Origin of the sequence: Peribacillus sp. NPDC096448 (assembly GCF_044762675.1) — a bacterium.
GTDB lineage: Bacteria > Bacillota > Bacilli > Bacillales > DSM-1321 > Peribacillus > Peribacillus frigoritolerans_B.
Window position 1 is genome coordinate 1 of the sequence record NZ_JBIWEU010000038.1, and the last position, 13,810, is coordinate 13,810.

General features: G+C 34.4%; 14 protein-coding genes and 2 pseudogenes. 10 read left to right on the plus strand and 6 right to left on the minus strand.

Annotated elements, in window-relative coordinates; genetic code table 11:
- Positions 1-176: 176 nt before the first annotated feature.
- Together ACIQ0C_RS26455 and ACIQ0C_RS26460 are read right to left on the minus strand one after the other, a co-directional pair.
- Positions 177-1,370, minus strand: coding sequence for a chromate transporter (locus ACIQ0C_RS26455; RefSeq protein WP_403065664.1), 1,194 nt, complete (start codon positions 1,368-1,370; stop codon positions 177-179).
- A 29-nt stretch (positions 1,371-1,399) separates the two neighbouring features.
- Positions 1,400-1,662 (minus strand): annotated as a pseudogene (locus ACIQ0C_RS26460) (helix-turn-helix transcriptional regulator).
- 400 nt (positions 1,663-2,062) lie between these two features.
- Between ACIQ0C_RS26460 and ACIQ0C_RS26465 the strand changes: the two are divergent.
- A protein-coding gene (locus tag ACIQ0C_RS26465; RefSeq protein ID WP_403065666.1) for an IS3 family transposase occupies positions 2,063-3,399 on the plus strand; the annotation gives its coding sequence in 2 pieces (ribosomal slippage) (positions 2,063-2,447 and positions 2,447-3,399; 1,338 coding nt in all).
- 88 nt (positions 3,400-3,487) lie between these two features.
- Here ACIQ0C_RS26465 and ACIQ0C_RS26470 read toward each other — a convergent pair.
- Both ACIQ0C_RS26470 and ACIQ0C_RS26475 read right to left on the minus strand, forming a co-directional pair.
- Complete coding sequence (locus ACIQ0C_RS26470; protein ID WP_403065669.1) at positions 3,488-4,576, minus strand: NAD(P)H-dependent flavin oxidoreductase; 1,089 nt, start codon at positions 4,574-4,576, stop codon at positions 3,488-3,490.
- Positions 4,577-4,879: 303 nt separating this feature from the next.
- Complete coding sequence (locus ACIQ0C_RS26475) at positions 4,880-5,269, minus strand: tautomerase family protein (RefSeq protein ID WP_403065672.1); 390 nt, start codon at positions 5,267-5,269, stop codon at positions 4,880-4,882.
- Between the two features lie 165 nt (positions 5,270-5,434).
- On the opposite strand from ACIQ0C_RS26475, the gene ACIQ0C_RS26480 reads away from it, so the two are divergent.
- Complete coding sequence (locus ACIQ0C_RS26480) at positions 5,435-6,319, plus strand: LysR family transcriptional regulator (RefSeq protein WP_403065675.1); 885 nt, start codon at positions 5,435-5,437, stop codon at positions 6,317-6,319.
- A gap of 188 nt (positions 6,320-6,507) precedes the next feature.
- Here ACIQ0C_RS26480 and ACIQ0C_RS26485 read toward each other — a convergent pair.
- Positions 6,508-7,205, minus strand: a pseudogene (locus tag ACIQ0C_RS26485) (transposase); the annotation flags it as partial.
- An 18-nt stretch (positions 7,206-7,223) separates the two neighbouring features.
- On the opposite strand from ACIQ0C_RS26485, the gene ACIQ0C_RS26490 reads away from it, so the two are divergent.
- The 4 genes from ACIQ0C_RS26490 (at position 7,224) to ACIQ0C_RS26505 (ending at position 10,026) form a co-directional block, all read left to right on the plus strand.
- On the plus strand, positions 7,224-7,721 hold the full coding sequence (locus ACIQ0C_RS26490; RefSeq protein WP_403065678.1) for an HXXEE domain-containing protein: 498 nt from the start codon (positions 7,224-7,226) through the stop codon (positions 7,719-7,721).
- A gap of 176 nt (positions 7,722-7,897) precedes the next feature.
- Positions 7,898-8,641: a DUF5677 domain-containing protein gene (locus ACIQ0C_RS26495; RefSeq protein ID WP_403065681.1), complete on the plus strand. Its 744-nt coding sequence runs from the start codon at positions 7,898-7,900 to the stop codon at positions 8,639-8,641.
- Between the two features lie 216 nt (positions 8,642-8,857).
- Positions 8,858-9,430 carry a recombinase family protein gene (locus tag ACIQ0C_RS26500; protein WP_403065697.1) on the plus strand — a complete coding sequence of 191 codons (573 nt, stop codon included), beginning with the start codon at positions 8,858-8,860 and terminating at the stop codon, positions 9,428-9,430.
- Positions 9,431-9,567: 137 nt separating this feature from the next.
- A complete protein-coding gene (locus ACIQ0C_RS26505) occupies positions 9,568-10,026 on the plus strand; it encodes a VOC family protein (RefSeq protein ID WP_377415167.1) in 459 nt (152 codons plus the stop codon).
- Between the two features lie 243 nt (positions 10,027-10,269).
- On the opposite strand, the gene ACIQ0C_RS26510 is transcribed toward ACIQ0C_RS26505, so the two are convergent.
- Entirely contained in the window at positions 10,270-10,473 is a 204-nt protein-coding gene (locus ACIQ0C_RS26510) for an alpha/beta-type small acid-soluble spore protein (protein WP_403065685.1), read from the minus strand.
- A 329-nt stretch (positions 10,474-10,802) separates the two neighbouring features.
- On the opposite strand from ACIQ0C_RS26510, the gene lepB reads away from it, so the two are divergent.
- The 4 genes from lepB to ACIQ0C_RS26530 all read left to right on the plus strand — a co-directional run bounded on the left by lepB (position 10,803) and on the right by ACIQ0C_RS26530 (position 13,607).
- Positions 10,803-11,351, plus strand: a complete 549-nt coding sequence (gene lepB / locus ACIQ0C_RS26515; RefSeq protein WP_403065688.1) for a signal peptidase I — start codon at positions 10,803-10,805, stop codon at positions 11,349-11,351.
- A gap of 188 nt (positions 11,352-11,539) precedes the next feature.
- Complete coding sequence (locus tag ACIQ0C_RS26520) at positions 11,540-12,082, plus strand: GNAT family N-acetyltransferase (protein WP_403065691.1); 543 nt, start codon at positions 11,540-11,542, stop codon at positions 12,080-12,082.
- Positions 12,083-12,234: 152 nt separating this feature from the next.
- Complete coding sequence (locus ACIQ0C_RS26525; protein ID WP_403065694.1) at positions 12,235-12,942, plus strand: cytochrome c biogenesis CcdA family protein; 708 nt, start codon at positions 12,235-12,237, stop codon at positions 12,940-12,942.
- A 155-nt stretch (positions 12,943-13,097) separates the two neighbouring features.
- A complete protein-coding gene (locus ACIQ0C_RS26530) occupies positions 13,098-13,607 on the plus strand; it encodes a MepB family protein (RefSeq protein WP_367235400.1) in 510 nt (169 codons plus the stop codon).
- Positions 13,608-13,810 lie beyond the last annotated feature (203 nt).

Consider the following 13,810-nt stretch of genomic DNA (forward strand, 5'->3'; position numbering starts at 1 on the left):
AGGGGTTAATGGGTTAGACTCTATTTTTGAGTTTAGATTTTCGTAGTAGATGGTGGCGGCGAGGAGCGCCGCCATAGGAGTTTCTTATGGAACTATCGGGGCAGTTTAGTTCAACAAGAAATGGATAAAAATGTGACAATAAAAGAAGGAACGATAAATTAATAACATAACTCGATTCATATTAACGTCATAAGTGAGCCACCAATAGCTCCGGTTATTACTATAACCCAAGGCGGCAATTTCCAGTACACAAGCATACTGAATAAGATCGCAGCAAAAGCAAAGTCTATAGGGGCTATGATGGAACTGGTCCAAATGGGATTATAAAATGCCGCAATCAAGATGCCTACAACTGCTGCATTTACTCCCATTAATGCCCCTTTTACTTTAGGATTACGGCGTAATGTGTCCCAAAATGGCAATGTCCCTAAAATAAGGAGAATTGCAGGTAAGAAAATAGCAATTGTTGCTAATAAGCCACCTTGCCATCCATTTATCACGGCACCAATGTACGCTGCAAACGTAAATAATGGTCCTGGAACAGCTTGTGTTGCACCATATCCAGCAAGAAATGTCTCTTTGTCTAGCCATCCAGTAGGGACAAATTCACGTTCAAGCAAAGGCAAGACTACGTGTCCACCACCAAACACTAAAGAACCAGACCGATAAAAGCTATCAAACAAAGCAATCCAATTTGATGAAGTAACTTCCCGTAAAATTGGAAGTAGAAAAAGTAACCCGAAAAATAATGCTAAACTAACAAATCCAACACCCCGCGAAATCGGAAAATGAATGTTAGACTCATAACTTTCGTCGTGTTGTTTATAAATTAGAAAACCAATTAATGCGGCCAGTATAATAATACCTACTTGCACATAGGCAGTCTGCCACATCAAGGTCCCAATCAAGGCTATTAATGCAATTGTTTTTCTCTTTATATCTGGAGTTAAATTTTTTGACATCCCCAAAATGGCGTGTGCAACTATGGCTACGGCTACTATTTTTAATCCGTGTATCCAGCCTGCATTTGAAACATCCATTCCTTGGAGAAATAATGCTAATATTATTAATGCTATCACCGAAGGCATTGTAAAACCAAGGAAAGCTAAAATTCCACCGATGATACCTCCCCGCATAACTCCGACTCCAATTCCAACCTGACTGCTAGCTGGACCAGGCAAGAATTGACACAAAGCAACTAAATCAGCATAGCTTTTTTCATCCACCCATTTTCTTCTTCTAACATACTCATTATGAAAGTAACCTAAATGTGCTATTGGTCCACCAAACGATGTTAAACCAAGCTTTGTTGAAACAAATAGTATTTCAAATAGTGACTTAAAACTTCTGTTTGTTTTGTTTTGATCCACTTCATTATTCCTCCTATTCTTTAAAGTCTTTAAAAAAGTTCATAAGCTTTCTTTCTAGCTTCCATATCCTTTTTCAATTGTCGAATAATAATACTTTCTTATTTTTCCCATCGACGTTTCGTTCTTCTTTTACTAAAAGTTCATCAGATTCCATTGTGTGAAGAATCGGATATAAAGTACCCGAACTGATGTTATAACCGTGTTCTTTAAGTTCTTCGAGAATCCAAAGACCGAAGATAGGGTGTTCTTTAAAGAGATGTAAGATATGTATCTGTATCTGTATAATTCCAATGTTTTACCTACTGACTATCAACACTATATGTCAATATTGATTATCTATATTGAAGTATAATTGTTAAAAATGTTTAATTTTAAATTCTAACAATAAATTTACACACTCTTAATATTTGATCATTTAAAAAATATTCCTTTTTGAACTAACTGGTGGCGTTAGCTGAAGATCAGAGCTGTCTTTAAGGCAGCATTTTTCTTTATGCAAATATAGGGGCCGGATAGTTTAAAAACACAAAATGCGATATTGTACTATCCTGTCTACTGTTATAGTAAAACATAAATAAAAGGTCAACCAGAAATATAAACAGTACCCTATAGAGTAGACACTAAAAAAAGGTCTGCTCTGTAGGGTACTTTTATGTATAATGAAAAAAATGGGAGAATCGGAGAACAATTAAATGCCAAAAAAACTCTTTACTGAGAAAGAAATAGAAATACTATCTAATAATCCATATGTTAAATCTCTAAGTTCAAAGGGTGTTACATATACAGACGAATTTAAGAGGATTTTTATAGCTGAAAATGAAAATGGTAAGTTGCCAAGGCAGATTTTCGAGGAGAATGGTTTTAATATTGAAGTCATAGGTATTGTCAGAGTACAAAGGGCAGCCTCCAGATGGCGTACTGCTTATAAAAAATCAGGAGTATTGGGACTTAGGGATACGCGTAGTGATAATTCGGGGAGACCAACTCAGAAGAAGCTTTCTCTAGAAGAAAAGAATGCTAGATTAGAAGCACAAAATCAATTGTTGAGAGCTGAGAATGAGTTACTAAAAAAGTTAGACATGATGGAAAGGGGGATGAAGAAAAACGAGTAAAAGTCTCTGCTGAACAGAGGTTTCTTTTAATACGTTCAGTAATAGAAAAGTATCTACTTAAAAATATGGTGAGTTTCTTATGCGAAATTGCGGGAGTTTCTCGCTCTGGTTTTTATAACTACTTTTCTTCACAAGCTCAGGAAAGAAGAGAGCGAAGAGAAGAAAAAGACTTGATACTTAAAGAAAATATTATAAATGCTTTTCATTTTAAACGCCGCAAAAAAGGTACACGCCAGATTAAGATGACGTTAGAAGGACAGTTTCGAATCACATATAACTTGAAGCGAATCCGAAGGATTATGAGGAAATACAAGATTGTTTGTCCTATTAGAAGAACCAACCCTTATCAGAAGATGTTGAAAGCCACTCAAGAACACACCATTCTGCCGAACTTATTAAACCGAGAGTTTAAACAAGCAATTCCAGGAAAAGTATTACTTACTGATATTACATATTTATATTATGACAATAGACAAAAGGCTTATTTATCCACGATTAAAGATAGTTCAACGAATGAAATACTTGCCTATAATGTGTCTAGCCGAATGACATTAGATTTAGCTACAGATACATTAGTAAAGTTAACGAAGAATAAACGAGTAAAGTTTGCCGAAGGGGCCTTTATTCACTCTGATCAAGGAGTACACTATACTAGTCCCACTTTTCAGAAACACGTAAAAAAACTAGGACTTGGGCAATCCATGTCTAGAAGAGGGAACTGTTGGGATAACGCTCCCCTAGAGTCCTTCTTTGGTCAATTCAAAGATGAAGCATATATTAAACCTTGTAATACTATAGAAGAACTTAAAAAGGAAATAAGAAGTTATATGACGTACTATAACAATTTCAGATATCAATGGAACTTAAAGAAGATGACTCCTGTTCAATACAGAAATCACCTTCTCCAAGTGGCATAACCTTTTTTAAAAATGTCCTTTACATAGGGTACAGTTTAATATCTGATCGACCTTACTAAAATATTTAGCAAATAAAAGCAATGAGTTATTACGAGCCTTTTATATCTAAGTTTATATTTTTAGCTTCTGCAATAATATTTTTAATTAATATTTCAACGGTTTGACTTTTGGCTAATCTTGGACTCTGTCCAGACCAGAGGGACATGAAATCTTGATTATTTTGTCCACTGCACGTTTTTCTAATTACTTGAGTTAATAGATTTTGAACAGGAAAATCGGGTACAAGCAATTCATGCTCCATCATATCTGCAATAAATTTGTTTTTAATAACTCTTGCCCATTTACCAGAAAAGGCACGAGTATAGGTTGTCTGATCTTCAGTAGCATTCAAAATGGCTTCTTTATGTACCTTATGTGCCCCACTTTCTATACAAGTCAGGAAAGCAGTACCCATTTGTACACCTTGTGCTCCTAAGAAGAGTGAAGCCATTAATCCTCTTCCATCCATAATTCCTCCTGCAGCAATAACAGGTATGCTAACATTGTCAACAACCTGCGGAATAAGTGACATTAAACCTACTAGGCTCTCCTGATGACCATCAAAAAAGTTCCCGCGATGCCCGCCAGCTTCACTGCCTTGCATAACAACCATATCCATTCCCGCTTTTTCATTTTCAACTGCTTCCCTTACCGTTGTTGCTGTTCCTATAAGAGTGATGTTATGCTGTTTTAATTCATCCATCACTTCCTTAGGAGGAATACCAAATGTAAAGGAACAAATAGTTACATTCTCTTCAATGACAAGCTTAACTTGTTCAATGAAGCTTTCATAAAATTTTTTATACTCAGGAATGTCAAAGCTGTCTGTTTGTTTTAAATTTAATTGCTTACGAATTGTGTGTAAAAGCTGGTTAGCTGATTGGACTGCGTCAGGCGTTACGTTAAATTCATTTGGCACGAATAGATTGATGCCAAACGGGTTTGACGTTAACTGCTTGATTTCTCTAATCTGCTCTCTTGATTGTATGGGTGTCTGATAGCCTGCTCCGATCATTCCAAGTCCCCCAGCATTGGATACCTCGGCTACTAATTTCGAAGTGGTGATCCCGCCGGCCATAGGAGCTTGTATAATAGGATTCCTAATCTTCAAATGCTCCATCATTTCATTATTTAACATCAATGACTCCCCCAATTTTGTATTTTAATCTTAATTAATTCTCTTCTGTTTTTTTATATTGGATGGATGAACGATAGGGTTGATCTCGAAATGAATCCCACTTGAAAGCAATATTGCCCCAAAGAAGACAACACTTGCTGCGCCAATAAAAGCAGCATTAATATCATGTGTGAGTGATGATAAAACTCCAGCAAGGGTTGGTGGGTGATTAAAGAAAAGATTCCCTCTATTAAAAAAAGATAAGTTTGCTTCTTCAAAGATTCTCCTCCAATGAAATTGTATACTATAAGCACATCTTTATAGCTATAATGAACCTGTTAGAAACTGTGCTTCTCCTAGCCCAAAACTCCAATCAGCATCGCTGTTTTCTGTTATAGAAACCATCAAGTCCTGTGGAGAAATCCCACATTCTGCTTCAAGTTTAAGTGCAAGAAGTGAGTATAATGTTTCTTTCTGTTTTTCAGTTCTTTTTTTACTTACAATACTGATGATCACTAGGTCTCTGCTTCTTTTAAACCCCAGACCAGTATCCTCGATTATTAGCTCATGCGACGGGTGCTGATGAATTATTTGATAACGATCACTTTCAGGCACTTGGAAAGCTTCCACCATCGCATGGTGAGCCGAATCCAATAATTTTTTTAACGTTTCTTCGTTTCTTCCTTCTACCAAATCAAAACGTAATAATGGCATTTTTTGTATCTCCCCTCAAAAGAATAATGGTTTTAGAGTGTCCAATTAAAATGTAGGATATTATAAGCATATCTTTTCTCTGCTATATGGTATAATACTTAAAATTTATATTTGGTATCAATATTAATGATGGCTAAAAGATAACTCAACTAAGGAGAGATTATTTTGGATTTGCATTCATTAAAAATTTTCCAGAGTGTTGCTAAGATGGGGAGTATTTCTCAAGCAGCAAGGGAACTTCAATATGCACAGTCAAATATCACGATGAAAATACAGCAGCTGGAATCGGATCTTCAAACAACTCTTTTTTATAGACATAATCGTGGCACTGCATTGACTGACAAAGGAATCATGTTGCTAAAATATACAGAAAAGATATTAGACCTCATAGAAGAAACCAAAAATATGATGAATGATGATCAAACACCTAGAGGTCCGTTAAATATTGGTTCAATGGAAACAACCGCAGCAGTTCGCTTACCAGTCTTGTTTTCAAAGTATCATAAAGATTTTCCAGAGGTCGATTTAACTTTAAAAACAGGCTCTACTGAACAAAATATTCAAGCAGTCCTTCAGAATGAACTTGATGGAGCATTTGTGGCTGGACCCATTAATCATCCGGATCTCATTCAGAAAGAAGTATTCGAAGAGGAACTAATTCTCATTACAGATACAGTTCACCCTCCTATATCTTCTATCAAAGATATTCAAGCAAGGACGCTGCTTGTATTTCATGCAGGATGTGCTTATCGGGAAAAGTTTGAACTATGGTTAAAACAAGAGAAGATGATACCCAATAAGATAATGGAATTTGGCACTATAGATGGGATTATCGGTTGTGTCGCAGCTGGTCTAGGTATAAGTATGCTTCCACAAAGTGTTATTGCAAAGCATGAACAAGACGGCCTTAGACAACATTCAATTCCGAATCTATACGGAAAAGTCAAAACGGTATTCATTTATCGAAAAGATAAGTATGCACCTGCGTCTTTAATAAAATTTATCAATATGTTAAGTGATGAGGAGGAATTGTTAGATATTAAAATTTAATTTAAGTGGGTAGATATTTTGGTTTAATGTACAAAGGTTGTGAAGAAATGTACTTAAACTAAACCAGCCAATAGTTTGTCAACATTTTTCACTAAACACTTAAAATGTTTCATGATATAGCGTATACCAAATTACCGTCCAAGATTCTGTGTTTGGAAAGTTTTGGGCTGTTTAGTTATACTTTAAAACTAGGCTAGAACTTGGAAAGTCGATTTGCTTTTTAAAAGTGAATAAATCCAATGTAAGAATTTATTGGCACATGCTATAATGGCTACTTTAAAGGCTTTCCTTCCTCACGTTTCTTATCATAAACTCTCGTAATCGCTTGTTACGAGGAATGATTTCATCTGTCGTTTTCTTTTTGCGACAATCACGTATGGCACATTTTACAGCCATATACAAGGCGTGTCGTAGCCTACTAGAACCTCTTTTGGTAATTCGATTTAAAGTACCTTTGAATGTACCAGATTCAAAGACACTTGGCGCGATTCCGGCAAATGCAAGCAGTTTCTTAGGATGATTAAACCGATCAATTTCCCCAATTTCTGAAATTATCGTGGCAGCGATTTTTTCTCCGATACCAGGGATCGATTGGATAATCCTACACTCTTCAATACCTTTTGCTAAAGCATCTATAGCTTGGATAGATGCTTTTTGTATTCAGAAGCATATTAATATACACATCCAGGTTTAAAATCAGACTATGATAGAGGTTTTTCTGAAATGTTTTTTTAGCTGCGGCGGCCATTAATTTTTCTGCCTGACTGTCTGCCCATTTTTGCGAGCGACTTTTACATAATTCTTTCATTTTCTTGGCGATTGTCTCTTCACTAGTATCCAAGATTTTTTCGGATGTAGGAAATGCTTGTAAAGTTAGTAAGATAATGCTTTAGGGGGAATGGTGATGGAGGAGAATAGTAGGAAATCTTATTATGCTATATTTTTTTGTTTAGCAATCACCTTACACAATTTAGAAGAAGCATTGTGGTTACCTCAATGGTCACAAACTGGAGCATCATTCCAACAGCCTGTAACACCTAATGAATTTCATTTTGGAGTATTCATTATTACTGCATTTGCCTATTTAGTTTCCTTTTTATTTCTTAGTTTTCCAAAATCAAAAATTATAAAATGGGCGTATATTGGATTTTTAGGTTCTATGATTCTTAATGCGTTCTTTCCTCATTTAATTGCTACCATTTTGATGAAAACATACGCTCCAGGACTTATTACAGCTTTATTATTAAACGTACCTATTAATGCCGTAATACTTTATACACTACATAAGCAAAATTATATTCGAGTAAAAGAAATTATTATGTCAACAGTAGTTGTGGGGATTATTTTAGTAGCAATGATTCCATTTTTATTCACTCTTGGAGATAAATTCATACATTTGTAATAAGGATATTGAACAGTGCGTTAGTTTAAGAAGAAAGGGGAACCTCGACAAATGAGGTTCCCCTAATTTTTGTATAAAAATCAACATTTAAATTTAACAGAGCCTATTGATTAAATAGAGGGTTTTTAATAATAAATATTGAAAACATAGGTGATTTGAAAAGGGGGAAGGTAATCGTGGTCGATAAGGTAGTGTTGGTTGATAATACGTATAAAAGGGCTTTTTTTGAAATAGAAGAAACGGATGAGTTCATCAATATCAGTGCTAATCAAGATGTTGCTAAGGTCTTTTATACGCTATATAACCGATGTAAAAGATTGTTCATTACCATGCTGTATATAAAAGAGGCACCAGACAAAAATGTCACATGTTATGAAGCATTGCCATTGTTAAGAACATTTATCGAAGCCTATTTCCATTTAACTTATGTGATGTCTGAAACAAACAACACAGCGATTAAAGAGGGTTATGAAGCTTTAGAAAAGAATTCACACGCCAAACGTGCAGCTAAATTAAAACATGCAGAAGGTTTAACTGTAGAAGATATGGAATTCATTGAGGAATATCAAGGCTTTAAAATGCCAAGAGAGTATGAATTTTTAGATGATATGAGAAAATTATCTGCTAAAACCAATCAACTACAAATATACCGGACACATTATACTGATCTTAATTCATATATACACTTCAATCCTAGTACGGTTTTGAACCATGGACAGGTGCAGGGCAATAAATTCATTTTTAATTTTAATGAGACTCAAAATAGAGAGGATTATACATATATTGAAAGAGTCATTTATGCTCTTGGCTGTTTGTTTATATGCGAAGTCAATAACTTTTTAAATAATAAGGAGTTAGAGGGGAAAATCGGTAATTTAATCGGGAATATTCATAAAGAAGTCTTTGGTATAAAGGACTAAATAATGTTGATTGTACTTTTGCTAATACTCTATAAATACATTTTTGCAAGTGAGAACCTTTCCGTTTTCGGAGGTTTTTTTAGTCTAGAAGTTAAAACTTTAAGACACTCTTAAAATCAAACATATTATTTGTTAATTTATCCTTGTTTACTGTCTAAAAGTTAGTCTATAATTAAATGTGTAAAAGTTTTAGGACTTATAGACAAAGGATGATACATATTGTTAATTGGTTATGCGAGGGTTTCAACTACTGGCCAAGATTTAGAAACACAAAAGGAAATTTTGGAAAATGAAGGGTGTAAAAAGCTTTTTGTTGAAAAAGTAACAGGAACAAGTACAAAACAAAGAGCCCAACTTTATGAAGCTATTGAATTTGCACGAGAAGGAGATACATTAGTAGTAACTAAAATAGATCGTTTAGCTCGTTCTATTATGGACTTGAATAAGCTAGTTCATGAACTAGCTGAAAAAGGGGTTAATGTAAGATTTGTAAAAGAAGATATGAAGTTTGATGGTTCAAACGAAGGAAACAGCTTACAAACTCTGCTTTTTAATATTTTAGGTTCATTCGCACAATTTGAACGTGATCTTATTGTAGAAAGAACTACAGAAGGTCGGGATAGGGCTAAGAGGCAAGGGAAACATATGGGAAGACCAGGGCAAGATGAAAAGACTTTAAAACGTGCTATTAAGCTTTATAATGAACGTGAAACAAACGGAATGAGTGTAAAGGACATTGTAAAAACTACAGGAGTTCCACGTTCCACGTTATATGCAAAGATTAAATAATTCTTAAACTGACTAAGGTGCATTAGTTAAGATCCGGGGCTGCCATTTGGTGGCCCTTGCTTAATGAACTAAAGGGGCAGATTAGTTGATTAAGCAAAAGAAAGTAAAAGAGACTTATAATAAAAGGAGCTATATCAATGATAAAAGGTTTATACGAAGCACATTTACCAGTAAGTAATTTAAATCGTTCAATTGAATTTTATGAAGGACTTGGTTTGCAATTTGATCACAAGGTTGAAGACAGATTGGCTTTTCTATGGATTGAAAAAGATAAAAGTTGGTTGGGGTTATGGGAAACAGATAAAGTAGAAGTTGAGTATCATCCATCAATAAGACATATTGCTTTTCAAGTAACATTAGAAGATTTAAAAAACTCAGTTGTTTGGCTTAAAAATAAAGGTTATAAGCCAAGAGAGGCCTTTGGGTTTGATCCTATTGAGCCTTTTGTAATGCCTCACGAAGAATATGCACACGCTAAAATTCATTTTAATGACCTAGATGGAAACAGCTTAGAATTAATTTGTAAACTAGAAAACCCGAAAAAAATTAAGCAACGTATGTATTTAAGTGAATGGGAACAAATAAATGAAATATAATTTGCATCTGAAATAATATTCACAAAATACTTTAACTAAAAGTGCTTTACTTCAATAATGCAGGTTGCTGAGGCTGCCTTTTTCTTATGGCACTAACGGGGCAGTTTAGTTGAATAAACGTAGTGTATTCGTACTGCTACATAGCAAAATAACAACAACTGATGTTTCTGTTTCTTTTTTGATTTGGAGAATTATAAATAGGGATAGTCCAATCACTATCCCTAACAATACATATGATTTCGATTAACGAGTTCTTCCGCCTAATTGTTGTTCAGCCATTTGCACTAAACGTTTTGTAATTTCTCCACCAACAGATCCGTTTGCACGAGATGTTGTATCAGCGCCAAGTGTAACACCGAATTCACTAGCGATTTCGTATTTCATTTGTTCTAGAGCTTGCTCTGCACCATTAACTACTAATTGATTACTGTTGTTTTTTCTAGCCATGTTGTCAGCTCCTATGAATGTAATGTGTTGCTAGTCATAGGTTTTGATATTGTTAAGAGTTATATACATAGAATATAAAATAAATTAAAGCAATGATTAAGTGAAATTAAAACTCATCTGTGGCTCTAGAAGGGAGAGCAAAGGAAGACATTGCAGCCACCGGGTCCGCAAGGTAAGGGACAATAAGGCAGGTTGCTTAGGCTGCCTTTTTCTTATGCAGCTATCGGGGCAGGATAGTTGTATAAGAACGATGAACCAAATTTTGTCAATTTTCCTTGATATAGGATAGAATTAATATATTAAAACAAGATTATATTAGGAGGGAAACCATGAAAGAAAGTACAAAAAAAGAAATTTATTCTTGGGTAAAATCAATTGCCTTTGCTTTCATCATCACTATTATTTGTAGACAATTTCTTTTTACACCTACAACTGTATTGGGAGCATCAATGTCGCCTACCTTTCAAGACAAAGATAGGGTAGTAGTAAGTAAAACGACTGAAATTCAACGATCTGATGTGATTGTATTCGATGCACCAGATATGGATGGTAAAGACTATATTAAAAGGGTAATAGGGCTTCCTGGAGATCGTATTGATATGAAAGATGATGTGCTCTATATTAATGGAAAAGCCGTAGAAGAACCGTATTTAATTGCAAATAAAGTAGATAATCCATTTAATAAACTGACAGAGGACTTTTCATTGCAAGAAAAAACTGGAGAATCAAAAGTACCTAAAAACATGTTATTTGTGATGGGGGATAATCGTTTAAATAGTGAGGATAGCAGGAGTTTTGGATTTATTTCCTACGACTCGATTATTGGAGAAGTGAAATTTCGAATTTATCCATTACAAGAAATCGGCATACCTAAATAATAGTATAAGTGGAAGAAATGATAATTCCATTAAAGTGGTGCTTTACTTCAATAAGGGAGGTTGCTGAAGCAACCTTTTTGTTATGCAACTAAAGGGGCAGGTTAGCTCCATAATAAACAAGTGATTTATCTATTAATCATATATGGTAATATACAAAATAAACCAATAGAAAAATCAGGGGGATGAGTATGTTCTTACATAAGATTGATGAGGAGTTATCATTAAAACTGTTAGAATTAAAGGATGCAGAAAGAGTTTTCGAAAGAACAAATCAATCCAGAGAATATCTACGAGAATGGCTTCCTTGGCTAGATAATACAACAAAACTTGAAGATACAAAAGGGTTCATTAATATTTGTTTAAAAGGTTTCGCGGAAAACAAGAGTTTCAATACAGTTATTATGTATAAGGGACAAATTGTTGGTGTAGCAGGTTATAACCAAATAAATTGGTCAAATAAAACTGCATATATTGGTTATTGGCTCGGAGAAGAATATCAAGGAAATGGAATTATGACAAGAGTAGCTAAGGCATTGACTAATTATGCATTTAATGAATTGAAACTAGATAAAGTTGAAATTAGGGTTGCTGAGGAGAATAAGAAAAGCAGAGGAATTCCCGAAAGATTGGGTTTTGTTAATGAAGGTTGTATAAGACAAGCAGAATGGTTGTATGACCATTATGTTGACCATATTGTTTTCGGTATGTTAGCTAAGGATTGGAATAAGTAGGAATACCTTAAAAAACTAACGGGTGCATTAGCTGAAGATCAGAGCTGTCTTTAAGGCAGCTCTTTCTTTATGCAACTATCGGGGCAGGATAGTTGAACAAGGGTATGGGGAAATATGGTAAAGTTATATAATCAAAACTGGAGGAAATAAGAATGGGAGACTTAAATATTTTTTTACCTTTTGGTGCAGGGATATTATCTTTTATATCTCCTTGCTGTTTACCCTTATACCCTGCGTTTTTATCTTATATTACAGGATTATCAGTTAGTGAATTAAAAGAAGATAATAACAAATTAAACCGCAAACCAATGCTTCATACACTTTTCTTTTTGGTTGGGTTTTCTATTATTTTTGTAATATTAGGGTTATCAACTTCTTTTATTTACGATCTATTTTATGAATATATTGATTTAATAAGACAAGTAGGGGCTATTTTGATAATTATTTTTGGTTTAATGATTGTTGGGTTTTTTCAACCAAAATTCTTAATGATGGACAGGAAAATAACTTTTAAAAGTCGCCCATCTGGTTATATAGGTTCTATTTTAATTGGGATAGGATATGCTGCTGGTTGGACTCCTTGTATTGGACCAATATTAGGTGCCATTGTAACCCTTGGTTTATCGACTGGACAGGGTTTAGTATATATGATTGCTTATATTCTTGGGTTTTCCATACCGTTCTTAACAATGTCATTTTTTATAGGGAAATCAGGATGGATAAAAAAGTATAACCACAAAATAACTAAATTTGGTGGTTATTTAACAATTATTATGGGGATTGTCTTATTTTTTGATTGGATGACCAAGATTACATCTTTTCTCACAAATAATGTATTTGGTGGCTTTACGGGCTTCTAATGCTTAATGAACTAACGGGTGCGTTAGCTGAAGATTAGAGCTGTCTTTAAGGCAGCCTTTTCTGTATGGAACTATCGGGGCAGGAAAGTTGAAGAGTACTGTTTGATCTTTATTCAACAATTGGGCCATTTTGTTTGAAATTTAGGAGTGAAGAAATGAATAATTTTTTTACAGCATTAACTTATGTAAATAAAATGATTTATGAGTCGAATCACTTAACTGTAAAGTCAGTTCAAGAAGAGAAGCAAAATTCTAAGTATGGTGCTGGTACATTTCAATTATCTTCTAAAACAGTTCGATTCAGAGTTGCGAATATAACCCCTACCAAAGTAGGGCAGTTTGTTGCATTTTGGGAAAAAGACGAAAATAATAAAAATCAACCCTACTTATATGAGGAAGCCCCTGATTTATTAGTTATAACTACCTTTAAAAATGAAAATGAGTTTGGTCAATTTATTTTCCCAAAAGAAATTCTATTAGAACAGAACATTCTTAGGTCTACTTCAACAAAGGGCAAAATGGCAATAAGAGTTTATCCTAGCTGGGATAGTCCGAGTAGTAATCAAGCGATGAAAACTCAAAAATGGCAGTTACCCTATTTTGTTGACATGTGTAATCCGAATAAATTACCCTTAGAAAAAATATTAGAACTCTATTCTTTTTAATCCTCTGCAATCGGGCGCGATTCTTGAAGAATTTTCGCTTTTCTTAATGAACTAACGGGTGCTTTACTTCAATAAAGAAGGTTGCTAAGGCAGCCTTTTTCTTATGGCACTAAACCAGCTAATAGTTAGTCAACATTTTTCAATTAAAACTTAAAATATTTCATGCTATACTAAATTTGTGCATGCCAAATAACCTTCCAATG